The 24,003-nt window shown below is 73.8% G+C and carries 21 protein-coding genes and 1 riboswitch; of the genes, 12 read left to right on the forward strand and 9 right to left on the reverse strand.

Annotation, left to right across the window (positions count from 1 at the left end):
- Nucleotides 1-87: 87 nt before the first annotated feature.
- Complete coding sequence (locus ACNAVT_RS13675; protein ID WP_416296181.1) at nt 88-2,880, forward strand: LuxR C-terminal-related transcriptional regulator; 2,793 nt, start codon at nt 88-90, stop codon at nt 2,878-2,880.
- 4 nt (nt 2,881-2,884) lie between these two features.
- On the opposite strand, the gene ACNAVT_RS13680 is transcribed toward ACNAVT_RS13675, so the two are convergent.
- Both ACNAVT_RS13680 and ACNAVT_RS13685 read right to left on the reverse strand, forming a co-directional pair.
- Nucleotides 2,885-3,436 (reverse strand): DsbA family protein, encoded by a 552-nt coding sequence (locus tag ACNAVT_RS13680; protein WP_416296183.1) that lies wholly within the window; start codon nt 3,434-3,436, stop codon nt 2,885-2,887.
- Between the two features lie 148 nt (nt 3,437-3,584).
- Nucleotides 3,585-4,262: a BON domain-containing protein gene (locus tag ACNAVT_RS13685; protein ID WP_416296185.1), complete on the reverse strand. Its 678-nt coding sequence runs from the start codon at nt 4,260-4,262 to the stop codon at nt 3,585-3,587.
- A gap of 288 nt (nt 4,263-4,550) precedes the next feature.
- Between ACNAVT_RS13685 and ACNAVT_RS13690 the strand changes: the two genes are divergently transcribed.
- Both ACNAVT_RS13690 and ACNAVT_RS13695 read left to right on the forward strand, forming a co-directional pair.
- Nucleotides 4,551-7,265, forward strand: a complete 2,715-nt coding sequence (locus ACNAVT_RS13690) for a cellulose binding domain-containing protein (RefSeq protein WP_416296187.1) — start codon at nt 4,551-4,553, stop codon at nt 7,263-7,265.
- Between the two features lie 119 nt (nt 7,266-7,384).
- Nucleotides 7,385-8,023, forward strand: coding sequence for a maleylpyruvate isomerase N-terminal domain-containing protein (locus ACNAVT_RS13695; RefSeq protein WP_416296189.1), 639 nt, complete (start codon nt 7,385-7,387; stop codon nt 8,021-8,023).
- A gap of 52 nt (nt 8,024-8,075) precedes the next feature.
- Here ACNAVT_RS13695 and ACNAVT_RS13700 read toward each other — a convergent pair whose 3' ends face one another.
- Nucleotides 8,076-8,480: a hypothetical protein gene (locus ACNAVT_RS13700; RefSeq protein ID WP_416296191.1), complete on the reverse strand. Its 405-nt coding sequence runs from the start codon at nt 8,478-8,480 to the stop codon at nt 8,076-8,078.
- Nucleotides 8,481-8,913: 433 nt separating this feature from the next.
- Between ACNAVT_RS13700 and ACNAVT_RS13705 the strand changes: the two genes are divergently transcribed.
- Nucleotides 8,914-9,276, forward strand: coding sequence for an STAS domain-containing protein (locus ACNAVT_RS13705; RefSeq protein ID WP_416296193.1), 363 nt, complete (start codon nt 8,914-8,916; stop codon nt 9,274-9,276).
- Between the two features lie 132 nt (nt 9,277-9,408).
- Nucleotides 9,409-9,861, forward strand: a complete 453-nt coding sequence (locus ACNAVT_RS13710) for an SRPBCC family protein (RefSeq protein ID WP_416296195.1) — start codon at nt 9,409-9,411, stop codon at nt 9,859-9,861.
- 1 nt (nt 9,862) lies between these two features.
- On the opposite strand, the gene ACNAVT_RS13715 is transcribed toward ACNAVT_RS13710, so the two are convergent.
- From ACNAVT_RS13715 to ACNAVT_RS13735, 5 genes are all read right to left on the reverse strand, one after another.
- Nucleotides 9,863-10,408 carry a hypothetical protein gene (locus tag ACNAVT_RS13715; protein WP_416296197.1) on the reverse strand — a complete coding sequence of 182 codons (546 nt, stop codon included), beginning with the start codon at nt 10,406-10,408 and terminating at the stop codon, nt 9,863-9,865.
- 107 nt (nt 10,409-10,515) lie between these two features.
- Nucleotides 10,516-11,586 carry a hypothetical protein gene (locus tag ACNAVT_RS13720; protein ID WP_416296199.1) on the reverse strand — a complete coding sequence of 357 codons (1,071 nt, stop codon included), beginning with the start codon at nt 11,584-11,586 and terminating at the stop codon, nt 10,516-10,518.
- 4 nt (nt 11,587-11,590) lie between these two features.
- A riboswitch (cyclic di-AMP (ydaO/yuaA leader) is annotated at nt 11,591-11,723 on the reverse strand.
- Between the two features lie 144 nt (nt 11,724-11,867).
- Nucleotides 11,868-12,782, reverse strand: coding sequence for a cation diffusion facilitator family transporter (locus ACNAVT_RS13725; protein ID WP_416296201.1), 915 nt, complete (start codon nt 12,780-12,782; stop codon nt 11,868-11,870).
- A 142-nt stretch (nt 12,783-12,924) separates the two neighbouring features.
- Complete coding sequence (locus tag ACNAVT_RS13730) at nt 12,925-15,042, reverse strand: HelD family protein (RefSeq protein WP_416296203.1); 2,118 nt, start codon at nt 15,040-15,042, stop codon at nt 12,925-12,927.
- A 118-nt stretch (nt 15,043-15,160) separates the two neighbouring features.
- Nucleotides 15,161-16,153, reverse strand: a complete 993-nt coding sequence (locus ACNAVT_RS13735) for an alpha/beta fold hydrolase (RefSeq protein WP_416296205.1) — start codon at nt 16,151-16,153, stop codon at nt 15,161-15,163.
- Between the two features lie 149 nt (nt 16,154-16,302).
- Between ACNAVT_RS13735 and ACNAVT_RS13740 the strand changes: the two genes are divergently transcribed.
- A complete protein-coding gene (locus ACNAVT_RS13740) occupies nt 16,303-16,929 on the forward strand; it encodes a carbonic anhydrase (RefSeq protein ID WP_416296207.1) in 627 nt (208 codons plus the stop codon).
- Between the two features lie 90 nt (nt 16,930-17,019).
- Here the strand turns inward: ACNAVT_RS13740 and ACNAVT_RS13745 are convergent, their stop codons facing one another.
- The gene (locus ACNAVT_RS13745; protein WP_416296209.1) at nt 17,020-17,349 is read right to left on the reverse strand and encodes a hypothetical protein; all 330 of its coding nucleotides are present in this window, start codon (nt 17,347-17,349) and stop codon (nt 17,020-17,022) included.
- Nucleotides 17,350-17,672: 323 nt separating this feature from the next.
- On the opposite strand from ACNAVT_RS13745, the gene ACNAVT_RS13750 reads away from it, so the two are divergent.
- The 6 genes from ACNAVT_RS13750 to ACNAVT_RS13775 all read left to right on the forward strand — a co-directional run bounded on the left by ACNAVT_RS13750 (nt 17,673) and on the right by ACNAVT_RS13775 (nt 23,908).
- The gene (locus tag ACNAVT_RS13750) at nt 17,673-18,164 is read left to right on the forward strand and encodes a DUF3145 domain-containing protein (RefSeq protein ID WP_416296211.1); all 492 of its coding nucleotides are present in this window, start codon (nt 17,673-17,675) and stop codon (nt 18,162-18,164) included.
- A gap of 49 nt (nt 18,165-18,213) precedes the next feature.
- Nucleotides 18,214-19,917 carry a glycoside hydrolase family 3 protein gene (locus ACNAVT_RS13755; protein ID WP_416296213.1) on the forward strand — a complete coding sequence of 568 codons (1,704 nt, stop codon included), beginning with the start codon at nt 18,214-18,216 and terminating at the stop codon, nt 19,915-19,917.
- 38 nt (nt 19,918-19,955) lie between these two features.
- Nucleotides 19,956-20,147 carry a hypothetical protein gene (locus tag ACNAVT_RS13760; RefSeq protein WP_416296215.1) on the forward strand — a complete coding sequence of 64 codons (192 nt, stop codon included), beginning with the start codon at nt 19,956-19,958 and terminating at the stop codon, nt 20,145-20,147.
- 306 nt (nt 20,148-20,453) lie between these two features.
- Entirely contained in the window at nt 20,454-21,617 is a 1,164-nt protein-coding gene (locus tag ACNAVT_RS13765; RefSeq protein WP_416296216.1) for an ROK family protein, read from the forward strand.
- 49 nt (nt 21,618-21,666) lie between these two features.
- Entirely contained in the window at nt 21,667-22,710 is a 1,044-nt protein-coding gene (locus tag ACNAVT_RS13770; RefSeq protein ID WP_416296218.1) for an extracellular solute-binding protein, read from the forward strand.
- A 124-nt stretch (nt 22,711-22,834) separates the two neighbouring features.
- On the forward strand, nt 22,835-23,908 hold the full coding sequence (locus ACNAVT_RS13775; RefSeq protein ID WP_416296220.1) for an ABC transporter ATP-binding protein: 1,074 nt from the start codon (nt 22,835-22,837) through the stop codon (nt 23,906-23,908).
- Nucleotides 23,909-24,003: the final 95 nt, after the last annotated feature.

Below are 24,003 nucleotides of genomic sequence, written 5' to 3' on the forward strand. Positions count from 1 at the left end.
GTTCGCCCCGAAGGGGTGAACCGGTCCGGTCCGGGTAACCGCAGCCCGCACCGAGCGGGGGAGCGGGCACGACCGGGGGAGGGCCGCATGCCGGAGGAGGCTGACCGGGTCGAGGTCGCCGGGGCGCCGACCGACGTGCCGACGGGCCCGCACGGGTCGGCAGCGCCGGGCGCGGGTGGGCCGGCGTCATCGGTCGGCACGCCCCTGGCGCTCCCACTGCTGGCGTCCCGGCTGGCCCCGGCCGCCCTGCCCGAGCCGGTGCTGGTCCGGCCCCGGCTGCTGGCCCGGCTGGACCAGGGCGTGGCCGGGCCGGTCACGTTGGTCTCCGCGCCGGCCGGTTGGGGCAAGACCACGCTGCTCGCCTCCTGGGCGCGCGCGGACGGGGGTGAGCCGCCGCCGGCCTGGGTGGCGGTGGAGGAGGGGGACACCGGGGAGCGGTTCTGGTCGTACCTGGCGGCGGCGCTGCGGACCGCCACGGAGGGCGTACCGGACGAGGGGCCGCAGCCGCCGGTGCCGGACATCCCGCCCCGACCCGACCAGCTCGAACTGGTCGCGGCGGCGCTCGCCGCCCGGGAACACCCGGTGCGGCTGGTCCTGGACGACCTGCACCGGATCACCGATCCGGCCGCGCTGGCCGGGCTGGAGTTCCTGCTCCGCCACGCCGAGGGGCGGCTGCGGCTGGTGGCCGGCGCGCGGACCGAACCGCCGCTGGCCCTGCACCGGTGGCGGCTCGCCGGGGAGCTGACCGAGGTCGGCCCGGACGAGCTGGCGTTCACCGACGACGAGGTGGCTGATCTGCTGGTCGCGCACGGGGTGCCGCTGCCCGCCGCGGCGGTGCCCCGGCTGCGGGAGCGGACCGGCGGCTGGGCGGCCGGCCTGCGCTTCGCCGCGTTGGCGTTGCGCGCCCAGGCGGACCCGGCCCGCGCGGTCGAGCGGTTCGGCGGTGACCAGCCGAACGTCGCCGCGTACCTGCGCGACGAGGTGCTCGCCCCGCTTGACCCGGACGCCCGGAACGTGCTGCGGCGCAGCGCCGTCGCCGCTGCCGTCTGCGCCGACCTGGCCGACGCGGTGACCGGACGGGCCGACGCCGGCCAGGTGCTGGCCGACCTGGCCCGGGAGGGCGGCTTCCTCGAGCACGACGGCGGTAGCCCGCCCTGGTACCGGTGCCATCCGCTGCTGGCCGACCTGCTCCGCGACGAACTGGGCCGGCTGCCCGCCGAGGAACTGCGCGACCTGCACCTGCGGGCCGCCGGCTGGTACGCGGGCCACGACCGGCCGGCCGAGGCGCTGCGGCACGCGCTGGCCGGGGGCGAGTGGAACCGGGCTACTGAGCTGCTGATCGCGCGGTGGCCGGAGCTGGCGCCGTACGACCTGGACCAGCCCACGGGCCCACCGCCGCCCGAGCCGCCCGCCGACGCGGTCCACCGGGACCCGGAGCTGGCGCTGGCCTGCGCCGCCGAGCGGGCGTACGCGGGCGACGTCGACGCGGCCCGCGGACACCTGCGCCGCGCCGTCGACCAGGCCCGCGCCCTACCCGCCCCACGCCGGGACCGGTTCCGTCGGCTGGCCACCGCGCTGGAGCTGACCCTGGCCCGGCTCGCCGGGGACCACGCGGAGGTGCACCGCGCCGCTGACCGGCTGTTCGCCACCCGGACCGCCGTCGGGCCGGGGGACGACCCGCGGGCCGGGGTCGAGGAGGACGCCGACACCCAGGCGGTCGCCGGCACCGCGCTCGGGCTGGTGGCGCTGGCCGAGGGAGAGCTCTCCGTCGCCGGGGAGCGGTTCGCCGAGGGCCGCGCCGCTGCCCAGCGGGCGGGACGGCCGCGTACGGAGCTGGTCTGCGCCAGCCGGTCGGCGTTGCTGGCCGCGATCCTGGGCGGGCTACGGGCGGCGGAACGGACCGCGCGGGAGGCGCTGGCGATGCCGGCCTGCCAGGCCTGGTCCTCCCGGCTGGACTGCGGGTACGCGTACCTCGCGCTGGCCATCGTGGCGTGCTACCGGGACGAGTCGGCGGAGGCAGCGGCGAACCTGGCCCTGGCCTGGCCGGCCATCGTGGAGCCCGGGGCGGCGGCGCTGGCGGCGCTCTGCCGGGCCGAGCTGCTGGCCGCGGCCGGCCAACCGGCGGACGCCCTACGGGCCCTGGCCGAGGCCCGGAAGGGGGCACCGGGCCTGGAACTGGCCGCCTGGCTGACCGCCGCCGAGGCGCAGCTGCGGGCGGCCGTCGGTGACGTGGACAACGCTCGCGCCCTGCTCACCGACGCACTGCGGGGCGGCGACGCCGGCGTCGGGGCGGCGGCGCTGGGGGTGGCGTTGGCCCGGGTGGAGCTGCGGGCCGGGAATCCGCCGGCCGCCGGGCGGGCGCTCCCCGACTGGGCGGCACCCGACGCGCAGTCCTGGCCGCTGCCGGTCCGGCTCGCCGCCGGCCTGCTCGACGCGGTCCTGGCCCGCGACGGTGGCGACGACCGGCGGGCCGGGCGGATCCTGGAGCAGGTGCTCGACCTGGCCGAGCCGGAGGGCCACCGCCGGGTCTTCACCCGCGCCGAACCGGGGGTACGCGACCTGCTCGCCGCGCATCTGGACTCCGGCACGGCGCACTGGACGACGGTGAGCGACCTGGTACGCGGGGCGGACGAGCGGCGGGCGGACGAGCCGGCCGAGCGGCCGCGCGGGCCGGAGCGGGCGCTGGACGAGCCGCTCACTGAACGGGAACTGACGATCCTGCGCTATCTGCAGAGCATCCTGTCCAACGTGGAGATCGCCAGCGAGCTGTCCCTGTCGGTCAACACGGTGAAGACCCACGTCCGCAACATCTACCGCAAGCTCGACGCGACCCGCCGGCGCGAAGCGGTCCGGCGGGCCCGTGAGCTGCGGCTCATCTGACGGGTCAGTCGGTCGCCGCCGCGTCCACCGCGGCCAGCAGGTCCGCCAGGTCGTAGCCGCCGTCGTGGCGGGCGTCGTTGACGAAGAGCGTCGGGGTGCCGTTCACCCCGCTGCGGATGCCGCCGACGAAGTCCCGCCGGACCCGGTCGGCGTGGGCCTGCCGCTCCACCTCCGTGCCGATCTCGTCGGGTGGCAGCCCGAGCTGTTCGACGCCGAGCGACAGGTGCACCGGATCGAGCTGGTCCTGGTGCTCGAACAGCCAGTCGTGCATCTCCCAGAACCGTCCCCGCCGTCCGGCGGCTTCGGCCGTCTCCGCCGAGCTCTCCGCGTACGGGTGCACGTTGGCGATGGGGAAGTGCCGGTAGATCAGCCGGACGGTCTCGGCGCGCTGGCGCAGCACCTCGGCCAGGTTGGCGTGCGCGGCACCGCAGAACCGGCACTGGAAGTCGGCGTACTCGACGATGGTGACCGGCGCGTCGGCCGGCCCACGGGAGTGGTCGGTGTCGGTCACCGGGATCCGCAGCTTCGCGGTGGTGACCTGGAGTGGCGTCGTCATCGGGCCACCTCCCGCCCGTCCGCGAGCGCCGGCAGGGTGCAGCCGGGCGCGATGCGCCCGGCTGCGGTCAACCCGTTCGGATCAGTCATGGGTCCCAGCCTCGCCCGCGCCCGGGTGAGCCGGGATCACCCGGCCCGGGTGGTTCCCCTCAACGGCCCACGGTCACATGGTTGTGGACCTCCCGGATGCCGGGGGCGGACCAGACGACCCGCTCGATCTCCTCGCGTTCCTGAATGGAGTGGACGAGGCCCTCCAGCACCACGGTGTCGCCGTGCACCCGGACGCTGATCCCCTCCGCCTCGGTGGCGCCGTTGCGGGCCAGCGCGTCCACGATCCGCACGGCCAGCTCGTGCCCGTCGCTGCGGGCTCCCGGTCGGACGGTGATGCCGTTGCTCACCCCGCGTACGCCGGTGAGCCGGCCGACCGCCCGCTCGGCGGCGCGGCGCTGGTACTCCCACTCGACCTCGCCGTGCAGGGTCACCCAGCCGTCGGCGACCGTCACGTCCAGCGTCTCGATCGGCACGAAGGCGTCCCACTCCAGCGCCCGGCTGGCCGCGGTGGCGATCTCCGGGTCGCTCTTCTCGGCGGAGGTGGCGATCCGGACGGCGAGGTCGTTGGCGACCGCCCGGACCCGGGACACCCGGTGCGCGGCCCGCTCGGCGGCCCATTTCTTGGCGTAGCTGTCCACCCAGCCGGTCAACGTCACCACCCCCTCGGTGACGGTCACCCCGATCTCGTTGGGGCGTACCCGGGGTTCCCAGGTCAGCTCGTCGAGGACGTCGGTCTGGATGTCCTGGTCGGTACGCGTGATCGACGCGGTGGCCATCGGTGGCCTCCCCTCCCGGATCGGTTCGCGGGCGCGGGCGCTCCGCCACCGGCACGGGTGCCCGCCACACCCGATCCTGCCCGGACCTCGGGTGACCAGCCCTCACCCGTTCCGGGTGACCCGAGTTGGTCTGGGAGCGCTTCCAAACCCCCCGATCCAACGGTTAGGGTGAATGTCCCTCGGCTGCGGGAGCCAGCACGCCGACGGGGAGCCCGGGCAGCTCCCCTGCGCCACGACCTGGAGTCGTCGTCCCGTCCCGTACCACAGGGCAACCGAGAGGAACCGCCCATGCGCAGAAGTCTCGCCGGCGCGGCCGTCGCCGCGCTGGCCGCCACCGCGGCGGCCGTAGCCGTGCAGTTCGCCGCCGCCCCCGCCATCCCGGCCTCCGCCGCCTCGGCCGAGCCGTACACCTGGAAGAACGTCCGGATCGACGGTGGCGGCTTCGTCCCGGGCATCGTCTACAACCCGACCGAGAAGAACCTGATCTACGCGCGCACCGACATCGGCGGGGCGTACCGCTGGGAACAGTCCAGCCAGTCCTGGACGCCGCTGCTGGACTGGGTCGGCGCCGACAAATGGGGTTGGAACGGCGTGGTCAGCCTCGCCACCGACCCGGTGCAGACCAACCGGGTGTACGCCGCCGTCGGGATGTACACCAACAGTTGGGACCCGAACAACGGCGCGATCCTGCGCTCGACCGACAAGGGTGCCACCTGGCAGGCCACCCCACTGCCGTTCAAGAACGGTGGCAACATGCCCGGCCGGGGCATGGGGGAGCGGCTCGCCGTCGACCCCAACAGGAACAGCATCCTCTACTACGGCGCCGAGGGCGGCAACGGCCTGTGGCGCAGCACCGACTACGGCGCGACCTGGGCCAAGGTCGCCAACTTCCCGAACGTCGGCAACTACCGCGCCGACCCGAACGACAGCAGTGGCTACCAGAGCCAGAACCAGGGCCTGACCTGGGTCAGCTTCGACAAGAGCACGGGTACGGCGGGCAGCGCCACGCAGACCGTCTACGTGGGCGTGGCGGACAAGCAGAACCCGGTCTACCGGACCACCAACGGCGGCACCACGTGGGAGCGGATCGCCGGCCAGCCCACCGGCTACCTCGCCCACAAGGGCGTGGTGGACCCGGTCGGCGGCTACCTCTACATCGCCACCAGCGACACCGGCGGCCCGTACGACGGCGGCAAGGGCGACGTGTGGAAGTTCAACCGGGCCACCGGCGCCTGGACGCAGATCAGCCCGATCCCGTCGACCAGCACCGACGCGTACTTCGGCTACTCCGGCCTGACCATCGACCGCCAGAAGCCGAACACCCTCATGGTGGCCACCCAGATCTCCTGGTGGCCGGACGCCATCTTCTGGCGCAGCACCGACGGGGGTGCGACCTGGACCCGGATCTGGGACTGGAGCAGCTACCCCAACCGCGCCAAGAGGTACACCATGGACATCAGCTCGGCACCGTGGCTGACCTTCGGCACCAACCCGTCCCCGCCGGAGGAGTCCCCGAAGCTGGGCTGGATGAACGAGTCGCTGGAGATCGACCCGTTCGACAGCAACCGGATGATGTACGGCACGGGTGCCACCATCTACGGCACCACCGACCTCACCAAGTGGGACACCGGCGGCCAGTTCACCATCAAGCCCATGGTCAAGGGGCTGGAGGAGACCGCGGTGCTCGACCTGATCAGCCCGCCCTCGGGCGCCCCGCTGGTCAGCGCGCTCGGCGACATCGGCGGCTTCCGCCACACCGACCTGGCCGCGGTGCCCTCGATGATGTTCACCCAGCCCAACTTCACCAGCACCACCAGCCTCGACTACGCCGAGACCAAGCCGTCGGTGATGGTCCGGGCCGGCAACTTCACCGACTCCGACCGGCCCAACGACAGTCACGTCGCGTTCTCCACCGACGGCGGGGCGAACTGGTTCCAGGGCACCGAGCCGGGCGGGATCAACAACGGTGGCACGGTCGCCGCGTCCGCCGACGGCAGCCAGTTCGTCTGGGCACCGGGCGACTCCGGGCAGCAGGTGGTCCGCTCGGTCGGCTTCGGCAACTCGTGGACCGCGTCGACCGGCATCCCGGCCAACGCCACCGTCGAGTCCGACCGGGTCAACCCCGGCAAGTTCTACGGCTACAGCGGCGGGCGGCTCTACGTCAGCACCAACGGCGGGGCCAGCTTCACCGCCACCGCCGCCACCGGCCTGCCCACCACGAGCGTGAAATTCAAGGCGCTGCCCGGCAAGGAGGGCGACGTCTGGCTGGCCGGCGAGGGTGGCCTGTGGCACTCCACCAACTCCGGCGCGAGCTTCACCAAGCTGGCCAACGTCACCTCGGCGGTGAACGTGGGCTTCGGCAAGGCGGCCCCCGGGCAGACGTACCCGGCGCTGTTCACCATCGGCACGGTCGACGGGACGCCCGGGGTCTACCGCTCGGACAACGCCGGCGCCGCCTGGGTGCGGATCAACGACGACAAGCACCAGTACGGCAACGCCGGGGAGGCGCTGACCGGCGACCCACGCGTCTACGGTCGGGTCTACCTCGGCACCAACGGCCGGGGCATCCTGGTGGCGGACCGGCTCGGCGGCACGCCCAGCCCGACGCCGACCACGGCCAGCCCGTCGCCCACCTCGCCCAGCCCGTCGCCGACGTCGCCGAGTCCGTCGCCCACCTCGCCCAGTCCGTCGCCCACCGGCGGCGGCTGCGCGGCCGGCTACGCGGTGATCAACTCGTGGCCGGGCGGCTTCCAGGCCGAGCTCACGGTCCGCAACTCGGGCGCCGTCCCGATCGCCGGCTGGACCCTGACCTGGACCTTCCCCGACGGGCAGACGATCAGCCAGCTCTGGAGCGGGTCGTACACCCAGTCCGGGGCGAACGTGACCGTCCGGGATGCCGGGTGGAACGGCAACCTCGGCGTCGGTGCGGTCACCACCCTCGGCTTCAACGGGACCCTGACCGGCGGCAACCGGGCGCCGACGATCTCCTGCACCGGTCGCTGACCGGGCCGAGCGCGGTGGCCGTCCCGTCCGCGGGACGGCCACCGTCGCGTCCGGGGCCCGCCCTGGCCGATCTTGCTGGGTAGGCTCGGCTTCCCGCGCCCGTGAGGAGGGGTACGCCGATGCACCCGATCAGGTCCGCCTATCTGACCGCCGCCCGCTCGGCGGCGGCGCTGCTCGCCGACCCGGCCGTAGCCAGGGAGTGGGACGCCGCCAGCGCGCTCGCCGAGTTCCGGGTCGGCGGGCTCGCCGGTCATCTCGCCTCCCAGATCCTGGCCGTGCCCACGGTGCTGGCCGAGCCGGTCCCGCCGGGCGAACCGATCGACCTGCTCGACCACTACGCCCGGGGCACCTGGATCGGGGCGACGGTCGACGACGAGGTGAACGTGGGCATTCGCCGCTCCGGGGAGCGGATCGCCGCCGACGGGCACGCCGCGTTGCTGGCCGCGGTCCACGCCGCGGTCGACGAGCTGGCCGGCGCGCTGCCGGCCGAGCCGGACGGGCGGGTCGTGCACCTGGCCCGGGGGCCGTGGTCGCTGGCGCTGGAGGACTACCTCACCACCCGGCTGATGGAGCTCGCGGTGCACTCCGACGACCTCGCGGTCAGCGTCGGCGTACCCACCCCGGAGCTGCCGGCCGAGGCGCTGGACCCGGTGCTGGCCCTGCTCACCCGCCTCGCCGTACGCCGGCACGGGCAGCCGGCCGTGCTCCGCGCGTTCAGCCGGGCCGAGCGGGCGCCGGCGGGCGTGACCGCGTTCTGACCGCGCCGGCGGCGGTTGCCCCGGGTGGGGGCAACCGCCGCGTCGGTGCGGGTCAGCCGTCCAGGCCGGCCGGGGAGCCGGGGCGGTCCACGTCCACGAACTCGATCTCTTCGAGGTCCGGTACGCGGCTTCCGGCGGCCCGGGCGGCGGTGCCGGCGGCCCAGCCGATCGCGGCGCCGACCAGCGCGGCGCTGACCAGCAGCGCCCAGGGCAGCGCCGGCCGGCGGCCGGCGAGCGCGTCGAAGGCGCGGGTGGCCCGGCGGCGGGCCTCGTCGGCGGCGGAGCCGACCACGTCGGTGGCGTCCTCGGCCAGGCCCGACCCGTTGCGCCGGGCGGATCGGGCGGCGTCCCGGACGCTGTCCCCGGCGGAGCTGACGGCGGAGACCAGGTGCTGCCACGCCTGGTCCGCGATCCGCTCGGGCTTGCCGCGTCGGTCGAGCAGGGCGGTTCCGAACATCGTGCTACCTCCTCGGGGGCGCCGGAGTCCGGCGACCGCTTCGGACTCCGGTGGTCATCCGGTGCGTGACGGTTCGCTCACCGGGCAGTGCCCGGCCCGGAGCCGGCGCAAACCACGCCGCTCGGAGCCGGGCGCGGCCGATCAGCGCGCGGCGGGACCAACCGCCCGAACGCGCCGGGACCGGGTGCGGGCCGAACTGGCCGGGGACCGCTACCCTGGGTCGGCGGATCGGCCGGCCCCGGTCGATCGTTGGAGACTGAGAACCATCGTCTGCGAAGAACAGGAACTGGAAGATTCGGACTGGGATGCCCAGGTGTGCCCAGTCCGCGAATTGCTCATCCCGAGGGGTGGCGACCGAGGCCGTCGGAGGAATACGCTCGGTCGCGGCCCGCGTACTGATGAGGTGCCCGTACGGGCGAGTGGAGGTGCTCGCGTGAGCCTGTCGATCGTGAAGTCGGTGCTGCCGGGTGGTGTCATCGAGATCGCCCCGAGGGGCGAGATCGACGTCGACACCGCGTACGAGGTGCGGGAAGCGATCGCCGAGGTGCTCGCGAAGGGCCGTCCGGCCCGGATCGAGCTGAACATGCGGCTGGTCACCTTCATCGACTCCGTAGGCATCAGCGCGATGGTCGCCGGTTTCCAGACCGCTGAGGTCAGCGGCGTGAAGCTGGTGGTCACCGAGCCGAGCCGGTTCGTCCACCGGCAGCTCTGGGTGACCGGCCTGCTGGGCCTCTTCGGCGCCCCGGAGCCATACTTCGTCGAGCGCGCCACCCCCGAGGTGCTGCCCGGCGCCTGATCGTGCGCCTCGGCCGGTTCCCCGCCGGCCCCGCGTCGGATTCGGGCCGTGCGGCCCGGGCCGACCGACCGTTGCCAGCCGGCCCCGGGTACGGGACGATCGTGCGGACCGCCGACGGCAAGGGGGTACGGCGTGCTCAGCAGCGACAGTTTCAGCTACACCGTGCAGGCCCGCTGCACCCGGGCGGACGCGGTCGCCCTCCTCAGCGACCTGACCCGTCAGGGCGAGCTGCACCCGCTGATCGTCCGGGTCCGCCAGTTGCCGCCCCGACCCGGTGCCCTCGCCAGCTATGCGATCACCGATCGGCTGGAACTCGGCCCGCTGCACTTCCCGGTCACCTACCAGGCGGACGTGCTGATCGCCAACGAGGACGAGGTGGTGACGGTGGCCCGCCAGCAGCCCGCCACCACAGTCCGCAACCACACCCGGCTACGGGACGAGCCGGACGGGGTGGTGCGCATCGACGTCGAGATCACCCTCTCCGCGCCGGCGCCGCTGTTCGGCTACGCGTTCCGCCAGGCCCGGGCGGCCCACCTCGGCCTCGCCAGCCGGCTCGGCGCCACCCTGGAGGGGCGCCCGGGCTGAGTCAGCCCCGCCGCCCGGCGGTTCGCGACACCTCCAGCTCGGCGCGTCTGGAGCCGTCGGCCGGACGCCGGCTCGCCGGCGCGGCCGGGCGCAGCCGCCCCCACGGCTTGTAGGTGGACAGCACGGTCGTGATGATCAGCAGGGTGCTGGAGACCGCCGGCGGGATGACCAGGTCCAGCCGGTCCCGGGTGGTGAGGTCCGGCCCCAGCTCGCCGAGCCGCCGCACGGTCGGGCTGAGCGCCAGCAGCACCAGCCCGAGCATCGCCGTGGTGATCGCGAACTTCACCAGCACCCACCGCCAGCGCAGCAGGCCCCACGGGGTGAGCAGGGCGCTGGCCAGCCCGACCACCCAGACCAGCACGCTCAGCGGGGCGAAGAGCCAGGTGACCAGCAGCCCCGCGGCCGGATAGACCACCTGGGGGTCGGCCCCGCGCAGTCCGGCGACGCCGAGGGTGAGCAGCACCAGGTCCGCGCCGAGCCAGCCGAGCGAGGTGACCAGGTGCAGGGTGAGCAGAGCCTTGCGCCCCGCGGGCGACAGTCGGATCATGCCCTCGATGCTCGTGCCTCGGGAGCGCGGCGTCGTGGGCCGCGCGGCGACATCCCGCGTACGTCGGTGGGCGTAGGTGGCCCGCCGGGCGGCCGGCCACCCCGGCCTCAGTACACCGACAGGTGCACGTGGTTGGTGTGGTCGCTGGACGGGTCGCCGTTGCCGCCGGTGTACGCCTTCCAGCCGCTGCTGGGCAGCCAGATCTGCTTGTACCAGATCACGTAGAGCACGGCGAGCGGGTCGGCGTTGCGGATGAAGTACGCGGCCAGGTTGTTGCCGTACGTCTTGTCGCCGCCGGTGGCCACCCCGCCGAAGCCGCCCTTCTGCGCGGCGAAGTCGCACGCCCTGCCCTTGGGATGCTCGCCCGAGCCGCTGGGCCGATAGCAGGAGACGTACCGGGTGAACCCGGCCGCCTTGGCCTGCTGGAGGGCGTGCAGCATCCGCGGGGTGATGCAGCCGTTGGCCGGCGTCGGGTCGTTGACGCTGCACGACTCCGCGGGCCAGGAGCCGTCGGCGTTGCGTGGCGCGGGGGTGGCGTTGGCCCGGGACGTGCCCTGCACGCTGCCGCCGCCGGTGCTGGTGGTGGGGCGGTTGTTGGCCACCTCGAGCGCGCGTTCCGCCTGCTGCTTGCGCTTGGCCATCACCGCGACCTGCTTGCGCTGCTCCTGGATCTCGCCGTTGAGCGCGGCCTGGGTCTGGGTGGCCTCGTCCCGGGTGTCGATCAGGTCGCGCAGCGCCCGGTCCTCGTGGGCGGCGACCTGTTGCAGCGCGGCGGCGCGGTCCAGGAAGCCCTCCGGGCTGTTGCTGGAGAGCAACGCCGCAGCGGTGCCGAGCCGCCCGGTCCGGTACGCGACCGCGGCGATCTCGCCGACCTTGGTGTCGCGTACGCCCAGCTCGGCGTTGATCGTCTTGAGCTGGGCGGCGAGCTGCTGCTGCCGGCTCACCGACCGGTTCAGCGCCGCTCGCGCATCCAGCCAGCCCTTGCTCGCCGTGTCGAGCTGGGCGCGCAGCGCCGCGGTGCCGCCCTCGTGGTCGCCGGGAGGGGCGGCCAGCAGGCCGGCCGGGGCGGCCGCCGAGGCGGGGGAGAGCGGCGCGATCACGACGCCGAGGGCGAGCGCCGCGATGAGCAGGGCCGCCAACCGGGCGGCCGTCCGTCGTACAGGTGCCACTGGTGGCATTCAGGTGTCCTTCCGTCAACCGCCGACCGGGTTAGCTGACGGGTTCGGGACGGAAGATCCCTACCGCTGACGCGGATGCACCCCAGGAACGTGGTTCCCCGGCTCGCCGTGCTGAGGCGATTAGGCGACGGGCCCCGCGGGCGTCGGAGGACGCCGCCCGGCGGAGACCGCGACCGAGCCTACCGGTGGTGTGCCGACCGCGCCCCGGGTGGCCGGGGCTCGGTGGTTGGCTAAAACCGGCATAGCTGCACAATAGCCACTTGAATTTAAGATTGCCCTAATTACCACTCGACGGGTCCGCATGCCCCGGCCGACGTTCCGGGTTCGATCTGCAACGTGGCGTGGTCGATCCGGAAGTCCTCGTGCAGGGCGGCCCGCGCGGCGGCCAGCACCTCGCCCACCTCCGCGCCGGGTGCCATGGTCAGGTGCGCCGACGCCACCTCCATTCCGGAGGTGAGCGTCCAGACGTGCAGGTCGTGCACCTCGGCGACGCCGGGGACCGCGGCCAGCCGGTCGTGCACCGCGGTCACCTGGAGGTGCTCCGGCGCGGCCTGGACCAGGATGCGGAGCGCGGCCCGCCCCAGTCGCCAGGTGCGCGGCAGGATGAACAGCCCGATCGCGACGGCGACCAACGGGTCGGCCCACCGCCAGCCGGTGAGCGCGATGACCAGCGCGGCGCCGATCACCCCGAGCGAGCCGAGCAGGTCGCCGAGCACCTCCAGGTATGCCCCGCGCAGGTTGATGCTCTCCTGCGCGCCGGTCCGCAGCAGCGCGAACGCGGCCACGTTGGCGAGCAGGCCGAGCACCGCCACGGCGAGCATCGGCCCGGCGAGCACCTCCGGCGGCTTGCCGAACCGGCGGATCGCCTCGACCAGCACGTAGGCGGCGACGCCGCCGAGCAGCACCGCGTTGGCGAGCGCGGCCAGCACCTCCAGCCGGTAGAGCCCGAAGGTGCGTTGTGGATCGGTGTCGGCTCGCCGGGTGGCGGTGATCGCGGCGAGCGCCATGCCGATGCCGAGCACGTCGGTGAACATGTGCCCGGCGTCGGAGAGCAGGGCCAGCGAGCCGGTGCCGAACGCGGCCCCCGCCTCGACCACCATCAGGGCGGTGAGCAGTGCGAACGCGGCCCAGAGTCGACCACGATGGCGGTGCGCGGCGTTGGCCGCCGCGCTGCTGTGGTCATGACCTGCGCCCACGCCCACACCCTTCCGTCCCGCGCCCCGGCCGGACCCAATCTATGCTCACATCGCTATGTGTGCAAGTGAACGGACGCGGAGACGGACCGCTCCGACGACTCCGGCTCGGGGCGTCTGCCGTCGCGCGAATCAGGAGCCGTCGTCAGCCGACCGGGTCGAGCGTGGTGAGGCGCTGGGTGGCCCGGGAGAGCGCCACGTAGAGCGTCCGTACGCCCGACTCCGGGTCGGCCCGGATCTCGCTCGGCGCCACCAGCACCACGCCGTCGTACTCCATACCCTTGGCCTGGAGGCTGGTCACCACCTGGAGCCGGGTGCCGCCCAGGTCGCCCAGCCAGCCGGCGACCTCGTCCCGGCGCGGCACCGGCGTGATCACGCCCACCGTCCCCTCGACCTCGTCGAGCAGGGCGCCGGCCGCGGCCACGGTCGCGGCGGGCAGTTCGGCGGCGGCCACGGTCCGCTCGACCGGCGGCACCCCGGTGGAGCGCACCGCGGTGGGCAGCGCCAGATCCGGGTAGCGCCGACGGATCTCCGCCGCCGCCACCGCGAAGATCTCCGCCGAGTTCCGGTAGTTGGTGGTCAGCTCGTACCGGTGCCGGCGGCGCCGTCCCAGCGCCTGGTCACGGGCGCGGGTCAGTTCCCCGGGGTCGCCCGTCCAGGCGGTCTGCGCCGGGTCGCCCACCACCGTCCAGGAGGCCAACCGGCCCCGCCGGCCGATCATGCGCCACTGCATCGGCGAGACGTCCTGTGCCTCGTCGACCACCACGTGGGCGTAGTCGCGGTAGTCCTCCGGGCGCTCCCGCGCGGCGGCCCGCGCCGCCCGCTGCCGGTCGGCGAACGTGCTCAGCTCCCGCACGCCCCCGGCGAGCTGGAACGGGTCGCGCTTCGGCTTCGCCCGCTTCACCGGCTTGCCGAGCAGCGCGTCCAGCTCGTCCAGCAGGGCGATGTCGGCGATGGTCAGGCCCTCGGTGTCCAGGGTCCGGTACGCCTCGGCCAGCAGCCGGATCTCGCCGCCGGCGAGGAGCCCCCCGGCGTACCGGCGCAGCCGCTCGGGGCGGGCCAGCCAGCCGAGCACGTGCCGCGGGTGCAGCCGCGGCCACCAGGCCTTGAGGAACTCGCGGAACTCCGGCCGGTCGATGATCTCGTCCTCGAACGCGGGCTGCTCCGGCAGCCCGCCGATCCGCAGCCCGCGGGCCTGCGCGTACAGGGCGGCGAGGACGGCGTCGAAGCCGACCCGGCGCACCTCGTTGCGGCGCGCGCCGCGCGGCAGCGCCCGATCCCGGATCGCGTCCAGCTCGGCCCGCCCCAGCCGCAGCAGCTCGCCCCGGTAGAGCAGACGCAGCTCGGTGGGGGAGCCCGGCACCGCGTCCCGGACCGCGCGTTCCAGCACCCGACGCATCCGCAGCGACCCCTTCACCGCCGCGACCCCTGGTGGGTCGGTGCGGGTCGCCGACATGCCGGGGAAAAGCGAGCCGAGCGAGTGCAGGGTGGCGGTCTCCTCGCCGAGCGACGGGAGCACCGAGGCGATGTACTCGACGAACACGCCGGACGGGCCGACTACCAGGATCCCGCCGCCGGTGTACCGGGCCCGGTCGGAGTAGAGCAGGTACGCGGCCCGGTGCAGCGCGACCGCCGTCTTGCCGGTGCCCGGACCGCCGGAGACGATCGTGACGCCCGACCCGGGGGAGCGGATCGCTTCGTCCTGCTCCCGCTGAATGGTGGCGACGATGTCCCGCATGCCCCGGCCGGTGGCCCGGGACAGGGTGGCCAGCAGCGCGCCGTCGCCGACCACCGCCATGTCCGGCGGCGCCGACCCGGGGTCCAGCAGGTCGTCCTCGATCCGGGTGACCTTCTCCGCCGACGACTGGATGGTGCGCCGGCGTACCACGTCCATGGGCTCGGCCGGGGTGGCCTGGTAGAAGGCGGCGGCGGCCGGGGCCCGCCAGTCCACCACCAGCGTCTCGGCGTTCTCGCCGCGCACCCCGAGCCGCCCCACGTGCAACACCTGCCGGGTACGCAGGTCGAGCCGGCCGAAGACCAGCCCCTCGTGCTCGGCGTCCAGCACGTGCCGGCGCTGCGCGGCGTGGAAGACCATCGCGTCCCGCTCCACCAGCGCGCCGAAGTTGCCGACCCGGGCCAGCCGGTAGCCCTCCCGCTCGGCGTCGGCGGCCGACCGGCGCAGTACCGCCAGTCGGGCGTACACCCGGTCGAGATGCCGTTGCTCGACGGCGATCTCCCGTTCCAGGGTGGTCTGGTCGCTCACTGCGGGGGCTCCTGTGGTCACGCGGCGGGCACGGCGGGCTGAATGAGGGTACGGGTCGCCGCTCCGGCCGTCGTCGTGGCCATGCCGCTGCCCCGGGGCCGGTCGTGCCGGTTGCCCGTTATCCGGGCGTTCCCACCCCTTGCCCGGCCGTTCCCCCCGCCGCCACCGGCCGGTTCGCGACCAGCGGGGCCGGCGGGTCGGTCGGCTCGACCGGTTGGGCCAGTGCGCGGTGGAGCACTGCCGCCAGGGCCCCGTTCACCTCGTCCGGGCGTTCCATCATCAGCATGTGGCCGGCGCCGGGGCAGACGGTCAGCTCGGTGGCGGGCAGCGCCGCCGCGATGGACTCGGCGCACGGCGGCGGGGTGAGCCGGTCCCGGTCGCCGACCAGCGCGGCGGCCGGCAGGTGGCCGAGCGCGGTCAGGGTGTCCAGCCGGTGCTGGGCACCGATCGAGGCGCGGAACCCGCCGATCGAGCGGAGCGAGGCGTGCGCCACCGCCGAGGTGACCAGCCGGATGTCGGCCGGGTCGCAGCGGTCGCCGAAGAGCAGCCAGCGGATGCTCGGGCGCAACGCGCGGAGCAGGGCGCGCGGCGGACGCCACGAGCCGCAGCGGGCCAGCACCCCGGCGCCGGTGGTCTCGGCGAGCCGGATCAACCGGGCGATCCGGGGCGAGAGCCCGTAGACGGTGTGGGTGTGTCCCTCTGCGGTGGTCGACACGAAGACCAGCCCCGCGGTCCGGGCGGCGAAGTGCGCGGGGTGGCGGTGGGCGTACTCCATCACGGTCATCCCGCCCATCGAGTGCCCGACCAGCACGACCTTCCCGAGCGGGACGATCTGGTCCAGCACCGCGACCAGGTCGTCGCCCAGCTGGGCGAGGGTGGCCGTCCGCAACGCCATGCAGCTGGACCTGCCGTGTCCGCGTGCGTCGTACGTCACCACCCGTACCCGGTCGCCGAACCGCGCCCGCAGCCCCTCGAGCTGGCGGTGCCAGCTGCTCCCGTCCAGGGTCCAACCGTGCAGCAGCACCGCCGTGGCCTCGGCGTCGACCGGCCCGGTCACCACCACGTGCAGGCGTACGCCGTCGGGAAGCCGTACCTCCAGGTGCTCCGGCATCGTCCACCCCCAAGGCCCCGCCGGTGTCGTCACACCGGCGTAACCCGGCGGTAACAACCGGCTACCCGCCATGACAACATGCCAAGCGTCGCGGTGAGAAGATTCCCGACCGGCCTGCGCACGATCGGGCCAGTGACCAGGCTGGGGGCATGCCGCCGCCGAGCCCGACCCCGGCCGCCGGAGCGGCCCGGACGCCGCGTGCCGCCCTGGCCGAGCTGCTGGCCGGCAACCGCCGCTTCGTCAGCGGGCAGCCCGTGCACGGCCACGACGTCACCGCCGCCGCGGCCGTCGCCTCCGGCGACCAGCAGCCGTACGCCGTCGTGCTCGGCTGCATCGACTCGAGGGTCCCGCTGGAGGCGATCTTCGACCAGACGTTCGGCTCGATCTGCGTGATCCGCACCGGCGCGCACGTCCTCGACCAGGCGGTGTGCGGCTCCATCGAGTACGTGGTGGGCCAGCTCGGCGTGCCGCTGGTGATGGTGCTCGGGCACGAGCGCTGCGGGGCGGTCGGCTCCGCGGTGGAGGCGCTGCGCAGCGGGGAGCGGCCGGGCGGCTCGCTGGCGTACGTGGTGGATCAGATCGCCCCGGCGGTCGCGGCGGTGGGCGCGGGCGACCCGGGCGCCCAGCCGTTGGCGGTCCGCCGGCACGTCGTGCGCACGGTGGCCGCCCTGCGGGCCGACGCCCTGCTGGCCGACCCGGTGGCGGCCGGCGATGTCGAGGTGGTCGGCGCCCTCTACGAGCTGGCGACCGGCGAGGTCGCGCTGCTGACGGAGTGAGGAGCACTCGACAACCGTCAGGGTGGAGAGACGACGAACCGCCCGCCGGGCGACCCCGGCGGGCGGTTCGTGGTGACGCGGGTGAGGGACTCAGCCCTCGAAGACGCCGGCCTCGACGAGACGCTTCTCGGTCTTGTCCCAGCCGTGCTCCGGGTGGGCGGCGGCGAGGCCGTTGATCTCCGCCCGGATCTTGGCAGCGTGGCCGGCGGCGGCCAGCACCCGGATCTCCTCGACGAAGGCCTCGGAGTCGGTGCGCAGGTGCGCGGTCTTGCCGTTGGTCAGGTTGCGCACGTAGGCGTGCTTGCCGCCGTTGAGCGGGATGAGGTACTTGAACTCGCCCAGCACGCTGAGGGCGCCACCCTGGCCAGCCTGGCCGGCCCGGACTGACGCGCGCGCGGTCTTAGAGGTGTTGCTCGCCACGGAAGTACTCCTTGCAGACGTACGGGAGGACTGAAACGTCCGGGGGCTGTTGCGGGTGACGCCCGGGTGGGCCTCGACCCCGCGAAGATGTACGGCGGCACAGAACCGCCCAGAGAACTGTACACGACCTCGACGCCTGGCTGGTCGTCGCGCCGTCACGGGGGTCAACAGGGTCAGCCGCCCGGGTATTTCCGCCGGCAGCGGGTGGCGAATTTTCCGATTCGCTGGCGCATCATCCGTCACAAGGGTCATCATGTGTTGCAGACACCACCGGGTGGACGAGGTCGTAGGGGAAGACGCACCTCGCTCTCCGGGAGGTCACCGTGCCAACGCGTGGCGTCGTATACGTCCACTCGACCCCGCTCGCCGTGTGCTCGCACGTCGAGTGGGCGATCGCGCGCGTCCTTGCCGCGCCGGTCAACCTGCAGTGGACGGCCCAGCCCGTCGATCCCAGCGCCCGGCGCGCCGAGTGCGGGTGGACCGGTAGCCCGGGGACGGGCGCCGAACTGGCTGCTGCCCTCCGGCAGTGGCCCATGATCCGTTTTGAGGTGACCGAGGAGCCGAGCGCCGGTGTCGACGGCGAGCGGTTCATGTACGTCCCGGGGCGGGGCCTGTTCCGGGCCACTGTCGGGGCGGCCGGCGACATCCAGCTCGGCGAGGACCGGCTGCGCGCGATCATGGCGTCCGTCCGCGCCCCGGAGGCGCTCGCGCACGCCCTCGACAAGGCGCTCGGCACCGCCTGGGACGCCGAGCTCGAGCCGTACCGACACGCCGGTGACGGCGCGCCGGTGACCCTGCTCACCCGGGTGGGCTGACCGAAGGTCGGGTTGCCCCGATACGCGGGGAACTGGTGGGATAGGCGGCATGTCGACCACCCCTCGACGTCGCCTCGTCGTGCTCGCCGCAGTGACCGCCCTCCTTGTCTCCGGCTGCGCGAACCAGCCGGGCGGCCCGCCGGCCGCCGGCCCGGCGAGCCCGCCGGCCGCGTCCGCGACCGGTGAGCCGGCGGCCCGGGCGGCGGCCCTGGTCCGCACGCTCGCCGACGAGGACCTGGTCGGCCAGGTGCTGATGCCGTACGCGTACGGCAGCTCGGCGACCGAGGTCTCGCCCGGATCGGCCGCCGGCAACCAGGACCTCGCCGGGGTCGACACCCCCGCCGAGATGGTGGCGAAGTACCACCTCGGCGGGGTGATCCTGGTCGGGTTCAGCGCCGACGACCCCACCTCCGGCAACCAGGCCACCACCAACGTCGACAACCCCCGGCAGGTCCGCGAGCTGACCACCGGCCTGCGGGAGGCCGCCGCGAAGCTCCCCGCCGGCCCGGCGCCCTTCCTGATCGGCACCGACCAGGAGTACGGCGTGGTCACCCGGATCACCGACGGGGTGACCCTGCTGCCCAGCCCGATGGCCGCCGGCGCAGCCGGCGACGCGGCGCTGACCGAGGCCGCCTGGCGGGCCGCCGGCGCCGAGCTGGCCGCGATGGGGATCAACATGGACTTCGCTCCGGTCGCCGACGTGCTGGCGACCCGCAGCGCGGTGATCGGCTCCCGTTCCTTCGGCGCCGACCCGCAGCGCGCCTCCGCCCAGGTGGCCGGCGCGGTCCGCGGGCTGCAGGCCGAGGGGGTGGCGGCCAGCATCAAGCACTTCCCCGGGCACGGCCTGAGCGCCGCCGACTCGCACAAGGACCTCCCGGTCGTCACCCAGTCCCGCGCCGAGCTGGACCGCATCGCGTTCCCGTCGTTCCGCGCCGGGGTCGACGCCGGCGCGATGGCGGTGATGTCCGCCCACCTCGACGTGCAGGCGGTCGACCCCGGCACGCCCGCCACCTTCTCCCGCAAGCTGCTCACCGACGTGCTCCGGGGCCAGCTCGGCTTTCAGGGCGTGGTGATCACCGACGGGATGAACATGGCGCCGGCCAAGCGCTGGTCGCCGGGGGAGGCCGCGGTCCGGGCGCTGAACGCCGGCAACGACCTCATCCTGATGACCCCGAACGTGAGCCAGGCGTACGACGGACTGCTCGCCGCGCTCCGGGACGGCTCGCTGCCTCGGGCCCGGCTGGTCGAGGCGGCCACCCGGGTGCTGACCATGAAGTTCAAGCTGGCTGACCAGCCGGCGCCGGACATGTCGACGCTGGACAGCGCCGAACACCGCGCGGCGGCCACCGACCTGGCCGCCGCCGCGGTCACCATGCTGCGGGGCGCCTGCGACGCCCCGGTGACCGGGCCGGTCACCGTGACCTCCTCCGCCGGACGGGACCGCGCCCGCGCCGCGCTGACCAAGGCGCTCACCGCCGCGGGGGTCAGGGTGGTGCCGCGCGGCGGCCGGATCGTGCACCTCGTCGGGTACGGCGACGGCGCCGGCGACCTGCGGGCCGACGCGGCCGTCACGGTGGCGATGGACACCCCGTACGTGCTGGCCGGCGCGAAGTCGCCGACGCTGCTGGCCACGTACTCGTCCAGCCAGGCGTCGATGACCGCGCTGGCCGGGGTGCTCGCGGGCAAGGCCCGCCCGGCCGGCAGCTCCCCGGTCCCGGTGACCGGCCTGCCCGCCACCGCCTGCGACAGCTGACCCCCCGTACCCGTCCGCCGCCGCGGGCGAAGCGTCCCGTGGCGTACGCCGGGGTGGCGGGCGGCCTGATCGCGGAGCCGAGCAGGAACACCAGCACCGCGGTGCTGCCGCTGCTCTGCTGGGCCGCCGCGCTGGCGGTGGTGGCGGGCTGGAGCATCTGGGCCGCCGCCATCGGCACCAACCTGCGACGCCCGCCCGCCTCCTGGACGCCCGTCTACCGGCTCCGCTGACGCCCGTGCCCGGGCACCCGGGACTGCCGGGCACGCGGCGGTACGGGGCTCCGTACACACTGGAATGCCTTCGCCCGGTGACGCGGGGACCGGCCGGTGGATCGCCAATGCCGTGCAAGATCGTTCTTATTTTGCGAAAGAAACAAACTGGCCGCCATGAGTGCTCTCCGCCCCTCGATTCCCTCGGGGGTGATGTCCTGCCGTGGTCGGATTCGTCAACATTTTCACTGCTCATCACGGTCCCGTGGACTGGCCGAGACGCATTCGTTACTTGACTCAATAATTCGTTCGCCGTAGGAAGGAAGTGTGAATGACGTGGTGACGCCACCGACGAGCCCGGTAAGCCGGGAGCGGTCGAAGGAGATCAAGCGGCTTTCCGTGATCTCCGCCGCCCGCCAGGTGCGGGTGCTCTCCCGTGCCGAGCTGACCGAGCTCACCGGGTTGAGCCCGGCCACGCTCACCCCGCTGGTCCGTGACCTGATCGCCGAGGGCTACCTGATCGAACGCGGACCCGGCGCGTCACGGGCCGGACGGCCGCGCGCCATGCTGGAGTTCAACCCCCGCGCCGAGCTGGTCGCGGCCGTCTCGCTGGAGCCGTCCCGGATCAACTGCGAGATCGCCGACAGCGACGGCGCCGTGGTCGCCCACCGGACGGTCCGGCTCACCGGCGACATCGTCGACCTGATCTGCCGGGCGGTGCCCGAGCTGGCCGGCGACGGCCTGCCCGCGCTGCGCGGGGTGGCCATCGCGGCCCCCGGCGTCTCGTCCGGGGGAGCCGTCCGGCTCGCCCCCTCGGTCGGTCTGGTGGAGGGCCGGCCGATAGGGGAGTCGGTGCAGCGGCGGCTCGGCGTGCCGGTGGTGGTGGACAACGACGTCAACCTGATGGCGGCCGGCGAGCACGCGGCCGGTGCGGGCATCGACGTCGCCGACCTGCTCCTGCTGCACGTGGCCGACGGCATCGGCGCCGGCCTGGTGCTGGACGGGCAGGTCCGTCGGGGTGCCGGCGGGGCGGCCGGCGAGGTCGGTTTCCTGCCGCTCGACCCCACCGATCGCGGGCACGACGGGGTCGGCCCGTTCGAGGCCCGCTGGTCGGAGAGCGCCATCGCCGAGAAGGTGGTGTCGCTGGCCCCGGGCCGCCGTCCCGCGTCGCCGGTCCAGGCGCTGGTGCAACTGGCCGCCGCCGACGATCGTGCCGCCGCCTACCTCGACGAGGTGCTGGCTGCCTGGTCCCGCCTCATCGTCTCCTGCGCCTGCGTCGTCGACCCCGGCCGGGTCCTGCTCAGCGGGGCCGCCGCCGAGCTGGACGACGCCGCCGTCGACCGGCTGCAGACCCTGGTCTCGGCCGCCGCGCCGAGTCCGACCGAGGTCCGCCGGGCGGTCCTCGGCGACCGGGCCGTGCTGCACGGCGCGGTCAGCTACGCCCTCTCCGCCGCCGCCGCGGGACTGTCCACCCTGCTGCCGGCCCCCTGACCCCTCGCTTCAGAACAACGCAGTTCCCCGCACCCCTCGGAGGTACCCCATGAAACGTCGACTTCTTCTCGCCGGAGCGCTGGCCGCGGTCCTCGCCGCCGGCACCGCCTGCGGTGGCGGCTCGGGCGACAAGGCCGCCAGCGGCACCGAGAAGCTGACGATCTACACGGCCCGCGACAAGAAGGTCGCCACCTTCGTCGTCGACAAGTTCACCGCCAAGTACCCCGAGTACAAGGGCAAGGTCGAGGTCCTCAACCTCGGCGCCCAGGAAATCCTGGAGCGGGTCCGGGCCGAGAAGGCCAACCCGCAGGCCGACGTCTGGTGGGGCGGCACCCAGCAGGGGCTGGCCGCCGGGGCCTCGGAGGACCTGCTCGCCTCCTGGCAGCCGTCGTTCGCCGGCAAGATGGACGCCAAGTACAAGGACCCCGAGGGCCGCTGGTTCGGCGAGATCCTGCTGCCCGAGGTCATCATGTACAACAACAAGGCCCTCACCCCGGAGCAGGCCCCGAAGGACTGGGACGACCTGCTGAAGCCGGAGTGGAAGGGCAAGATCATCATCCGCGACGTGGCGGCCTCCGGCACGATGCGGTCGATCTACGCCTCCATGATCCAGCGGCAGTCGCCGGACGGCAGTAACCCGCAGCCGGGCTACGACTGGCTGAAGAAGCTGGACGCCAACACCGGCGCGTACGCGGCCAACCCGACCGACCTCTACCTGAAGATGTCCCGCCAGCAGGGTGTCCTCAGTGCCTGGAACCTGCAGGACGTCCTGCTCCAGGCCAACCAGGCCAACATGCCCTTCGGATACGTGATGCCGGCCTCCGGCGCCCCGGTCCTGGTCGACGGCCTGGCGGCGGTCAAGGGCGGCAACAGCGCCGGCGCGCAGAAGTTCATCGAGTTCCTCTTCGACGACTCGCTCCGCGCCGACCTGGCCAAGGACTACTTCCAGATCCCGGCCGTGGACATCGCCCAGAAGCCGGAGTGGCTGACCCAGCTCAACCTCAAGCCGCTGGACGTCGACTGGGACGTGATCGGCAAGAACGAGACCGAGTGGATCAACCACTGGAACAGCCAGATCAAGAACAAGGGCTGACCACCCGGGGTGTCGGGTGCGCCTGGCGCACCCGACACCCCGGCTCCCGTACGCACCGCCAGAACGGGTCTGGCTCCCACCCACCAACCGGTCGGACCCGGTACCGGACGCAAGGAGAGGCATCATGATCGATGTCACGCTGGAGTCGGTGAGCAAGCGCTTCGCGCGCGGCGGCGACACCGCAGCCGTCGACGACGTCGACATCAGGATCGCCGCGGGGGAGTTCTTCACCCTGCTCGGCCCGAGCGGTTGCGGCAAGACCACCACCCTGCGCATGGTGGCCGGCTTCTACTTCCCCACCTCCGGCCGGATCCGCTTCGGCGAGGAGGACGTCACCCACCGGCCGCCGAACAAGCGCGACACCGGCATGGTGTTCCAGAACTACGCGCTCTTCCCGCACATGACCGTGGCGCAGAACGTCGCGTACGGCCTGAAGATCCGTAAGGTCGGTCGGGCCGAGTCGAAGCGGCGGGTCGAGGAGGCGCTGGGCCAGGTGCACCTGGCCGGCTACGGCGACCGCCGGATCGACCAGCTCTCCGGCGGCCAGCAGCAGCGGGTCGCGCTGGCCCGTGCCCTGGTCATCCGCCCCCGCACCCTGCTGCTCGACGAGCCGCTGTCCAACCTCGACGCCAAGCTGCGCGAGGAGACCCGGGTGGAGATCCGCCGGATCCAGCGGGAGGCCGGCACCACCTCCATCTACGTCACCCACGACCAGGCCGAGGCGATGGCGATGTCCGACCGGATCGCCGTCATGGAGTCCGGCCGAGTCCAGCAGATCGGCGCGCCGCAGGAGATCTACCACCGGCCGGCGAACGCCTTCGTGGCCCGGTTCATCGGCCGCAGCAACGTGCTCAGCCTGCCGGTGGCCGCCGCCGGCCCGCAGACCGTCACCGTGGCGCTGCCGGGCGGCGAGCAGCTGGCCGTGGCCGCACCCGCCGAGCACGGCCTGCGCGAGGGTGCCAAGGCGTTGGTCTCGGTCCGGCCCGAGCACATCGGGCTCACCACGGCTACCGAGGCCGGTGCGCTCACCGGCCGGGTGACCGAGCTGGAGTTCACCGGCATGGCCACCAACCTCGTGGTCGACGCGGCCGGCGAGTCGGTGCAGGTCACCGCCATCGACGTACCGGCCGGGCTGGCCGTCGGCGACCAGGTCGGGCTGCGGCTGCCCCGGGAGCGCATGTGGGTGGTGCGGCCGTGAGCGCGAGGAGTGAGCCGGTTTTGCGAGCCCCGCAGTCGCGAACTGAGGTGATGACGTGAGCGCGAGGAGTGAGCCGGTTTTGCGAGCCCCGCAGT

Origin of the sequence: Micromonospora sp. SL4-19 (assembly GCF_047921475.1) — a bacterium.
Lineage (GTDB): Bacteria > Actinomycetota > Actinomycetes > Mycobacteriales > Micromonosporaceae > Micromonospora.

Excerpts from the sequence above, each read along its gene's own strand:
- ACNAVT_RS13675 (WP_416296181.1), top strand. The coding sequence starts at position 88 with ATGCCGGAGGAGGCTGACCGGGTCGAGGTCGCCGGGGCGCCGACCGAC.
- ACNAVT_RS13680 (WP_416296183.1), bottom strand. The coding sequence starts at position 3,436 with ATGACGACGCCACTCCAGGTCACCACCGCGAAGCTGCGGATCCCGGTG.
- ACNAVT_RS13685 (WP_416296185.1), bottom strand. The coding sequence starts at position 4,262 with ATGGCCACCGCGTCGATCACGCGTACCGACCAGGACATCCAGACCGAC.
- ACNAVT_RS13690 (WP_416296187.1), top strand. The coding sequence starts at position 4,551 with ATGCGCAGAAGTCTCGCCGGCGCGGCCGTCGCCGCGCTGGCCGCCACC.
- ACNAVT_RS13695 (WP_416296189.1), top strand. The coding sequence starts at position 7,385 with ATGCACCCGATCAGGTCCGCCTATCTGACCGCCGCCCGCTCGGCGGCG.
- ACNAVT_RS13700 (WP_416296191.1), bottom strand. The coding sequence starts at position 8,480 with ATGTTCGGAACCGCCCTGCTCGACCGACGCGGCAAGCCCGAGCGGATC.
- ACNAVT_RS13715 (WP_416296197.1), bottom strand. The coding sequence starts at position 10,408 with ATGATCCGACTGTCGCCCGCGGGGCGCAAGGCTCTGCTCACCCTGCAC.
- ACNAVT_RS13720 (WP_416296199.1), bottom strand. The coding sequence starts at position 11,586 with ATGCCACCAGTGGCACCTGTACGACGGACGGCCGCCCGGTTGGCGGCC.
- ACNAVT_RS13735 (WP_416296205.1), bottom strand. The coding sequence starts at position 16,153 with ATGCCGGAGCACCTGGAGGTACGGCTTCCCGACGGCGTACGCCTGCAC.
- ACNAVT_RS13740 (WP_416296207.1), top strand. The coding sequence starts at position 16,303 with ATGCCGCCGCCGAGCCCGACCCCGGCCGCCGGAGCGGCCCGGACGCCG.
- ACNAVT_RS13755 (WP_416296213.1), top strand. The coding sequence starts at position 18,214 with ATGTCGACCACCCCTCGACGTCGCCTCGTCGTGCTCGCCGCAGTGACC.
- ACNAVT_RS13770 (WP_416296218.1), top strand. The coding sequence starts at position 21,667 with ATGAAACGTCGACTTCTTCTCGCCGGAGCGCTGGCCGCGGTCCTCGCC.
- ACNAVT_RS13775 (WP_416296220.1), top strand. The coding sequence starts at position 22,835 with ATGATCGATGTCACGCTGGAGTCGGTGAGCAAGCGCTTCGCGCGCGGC.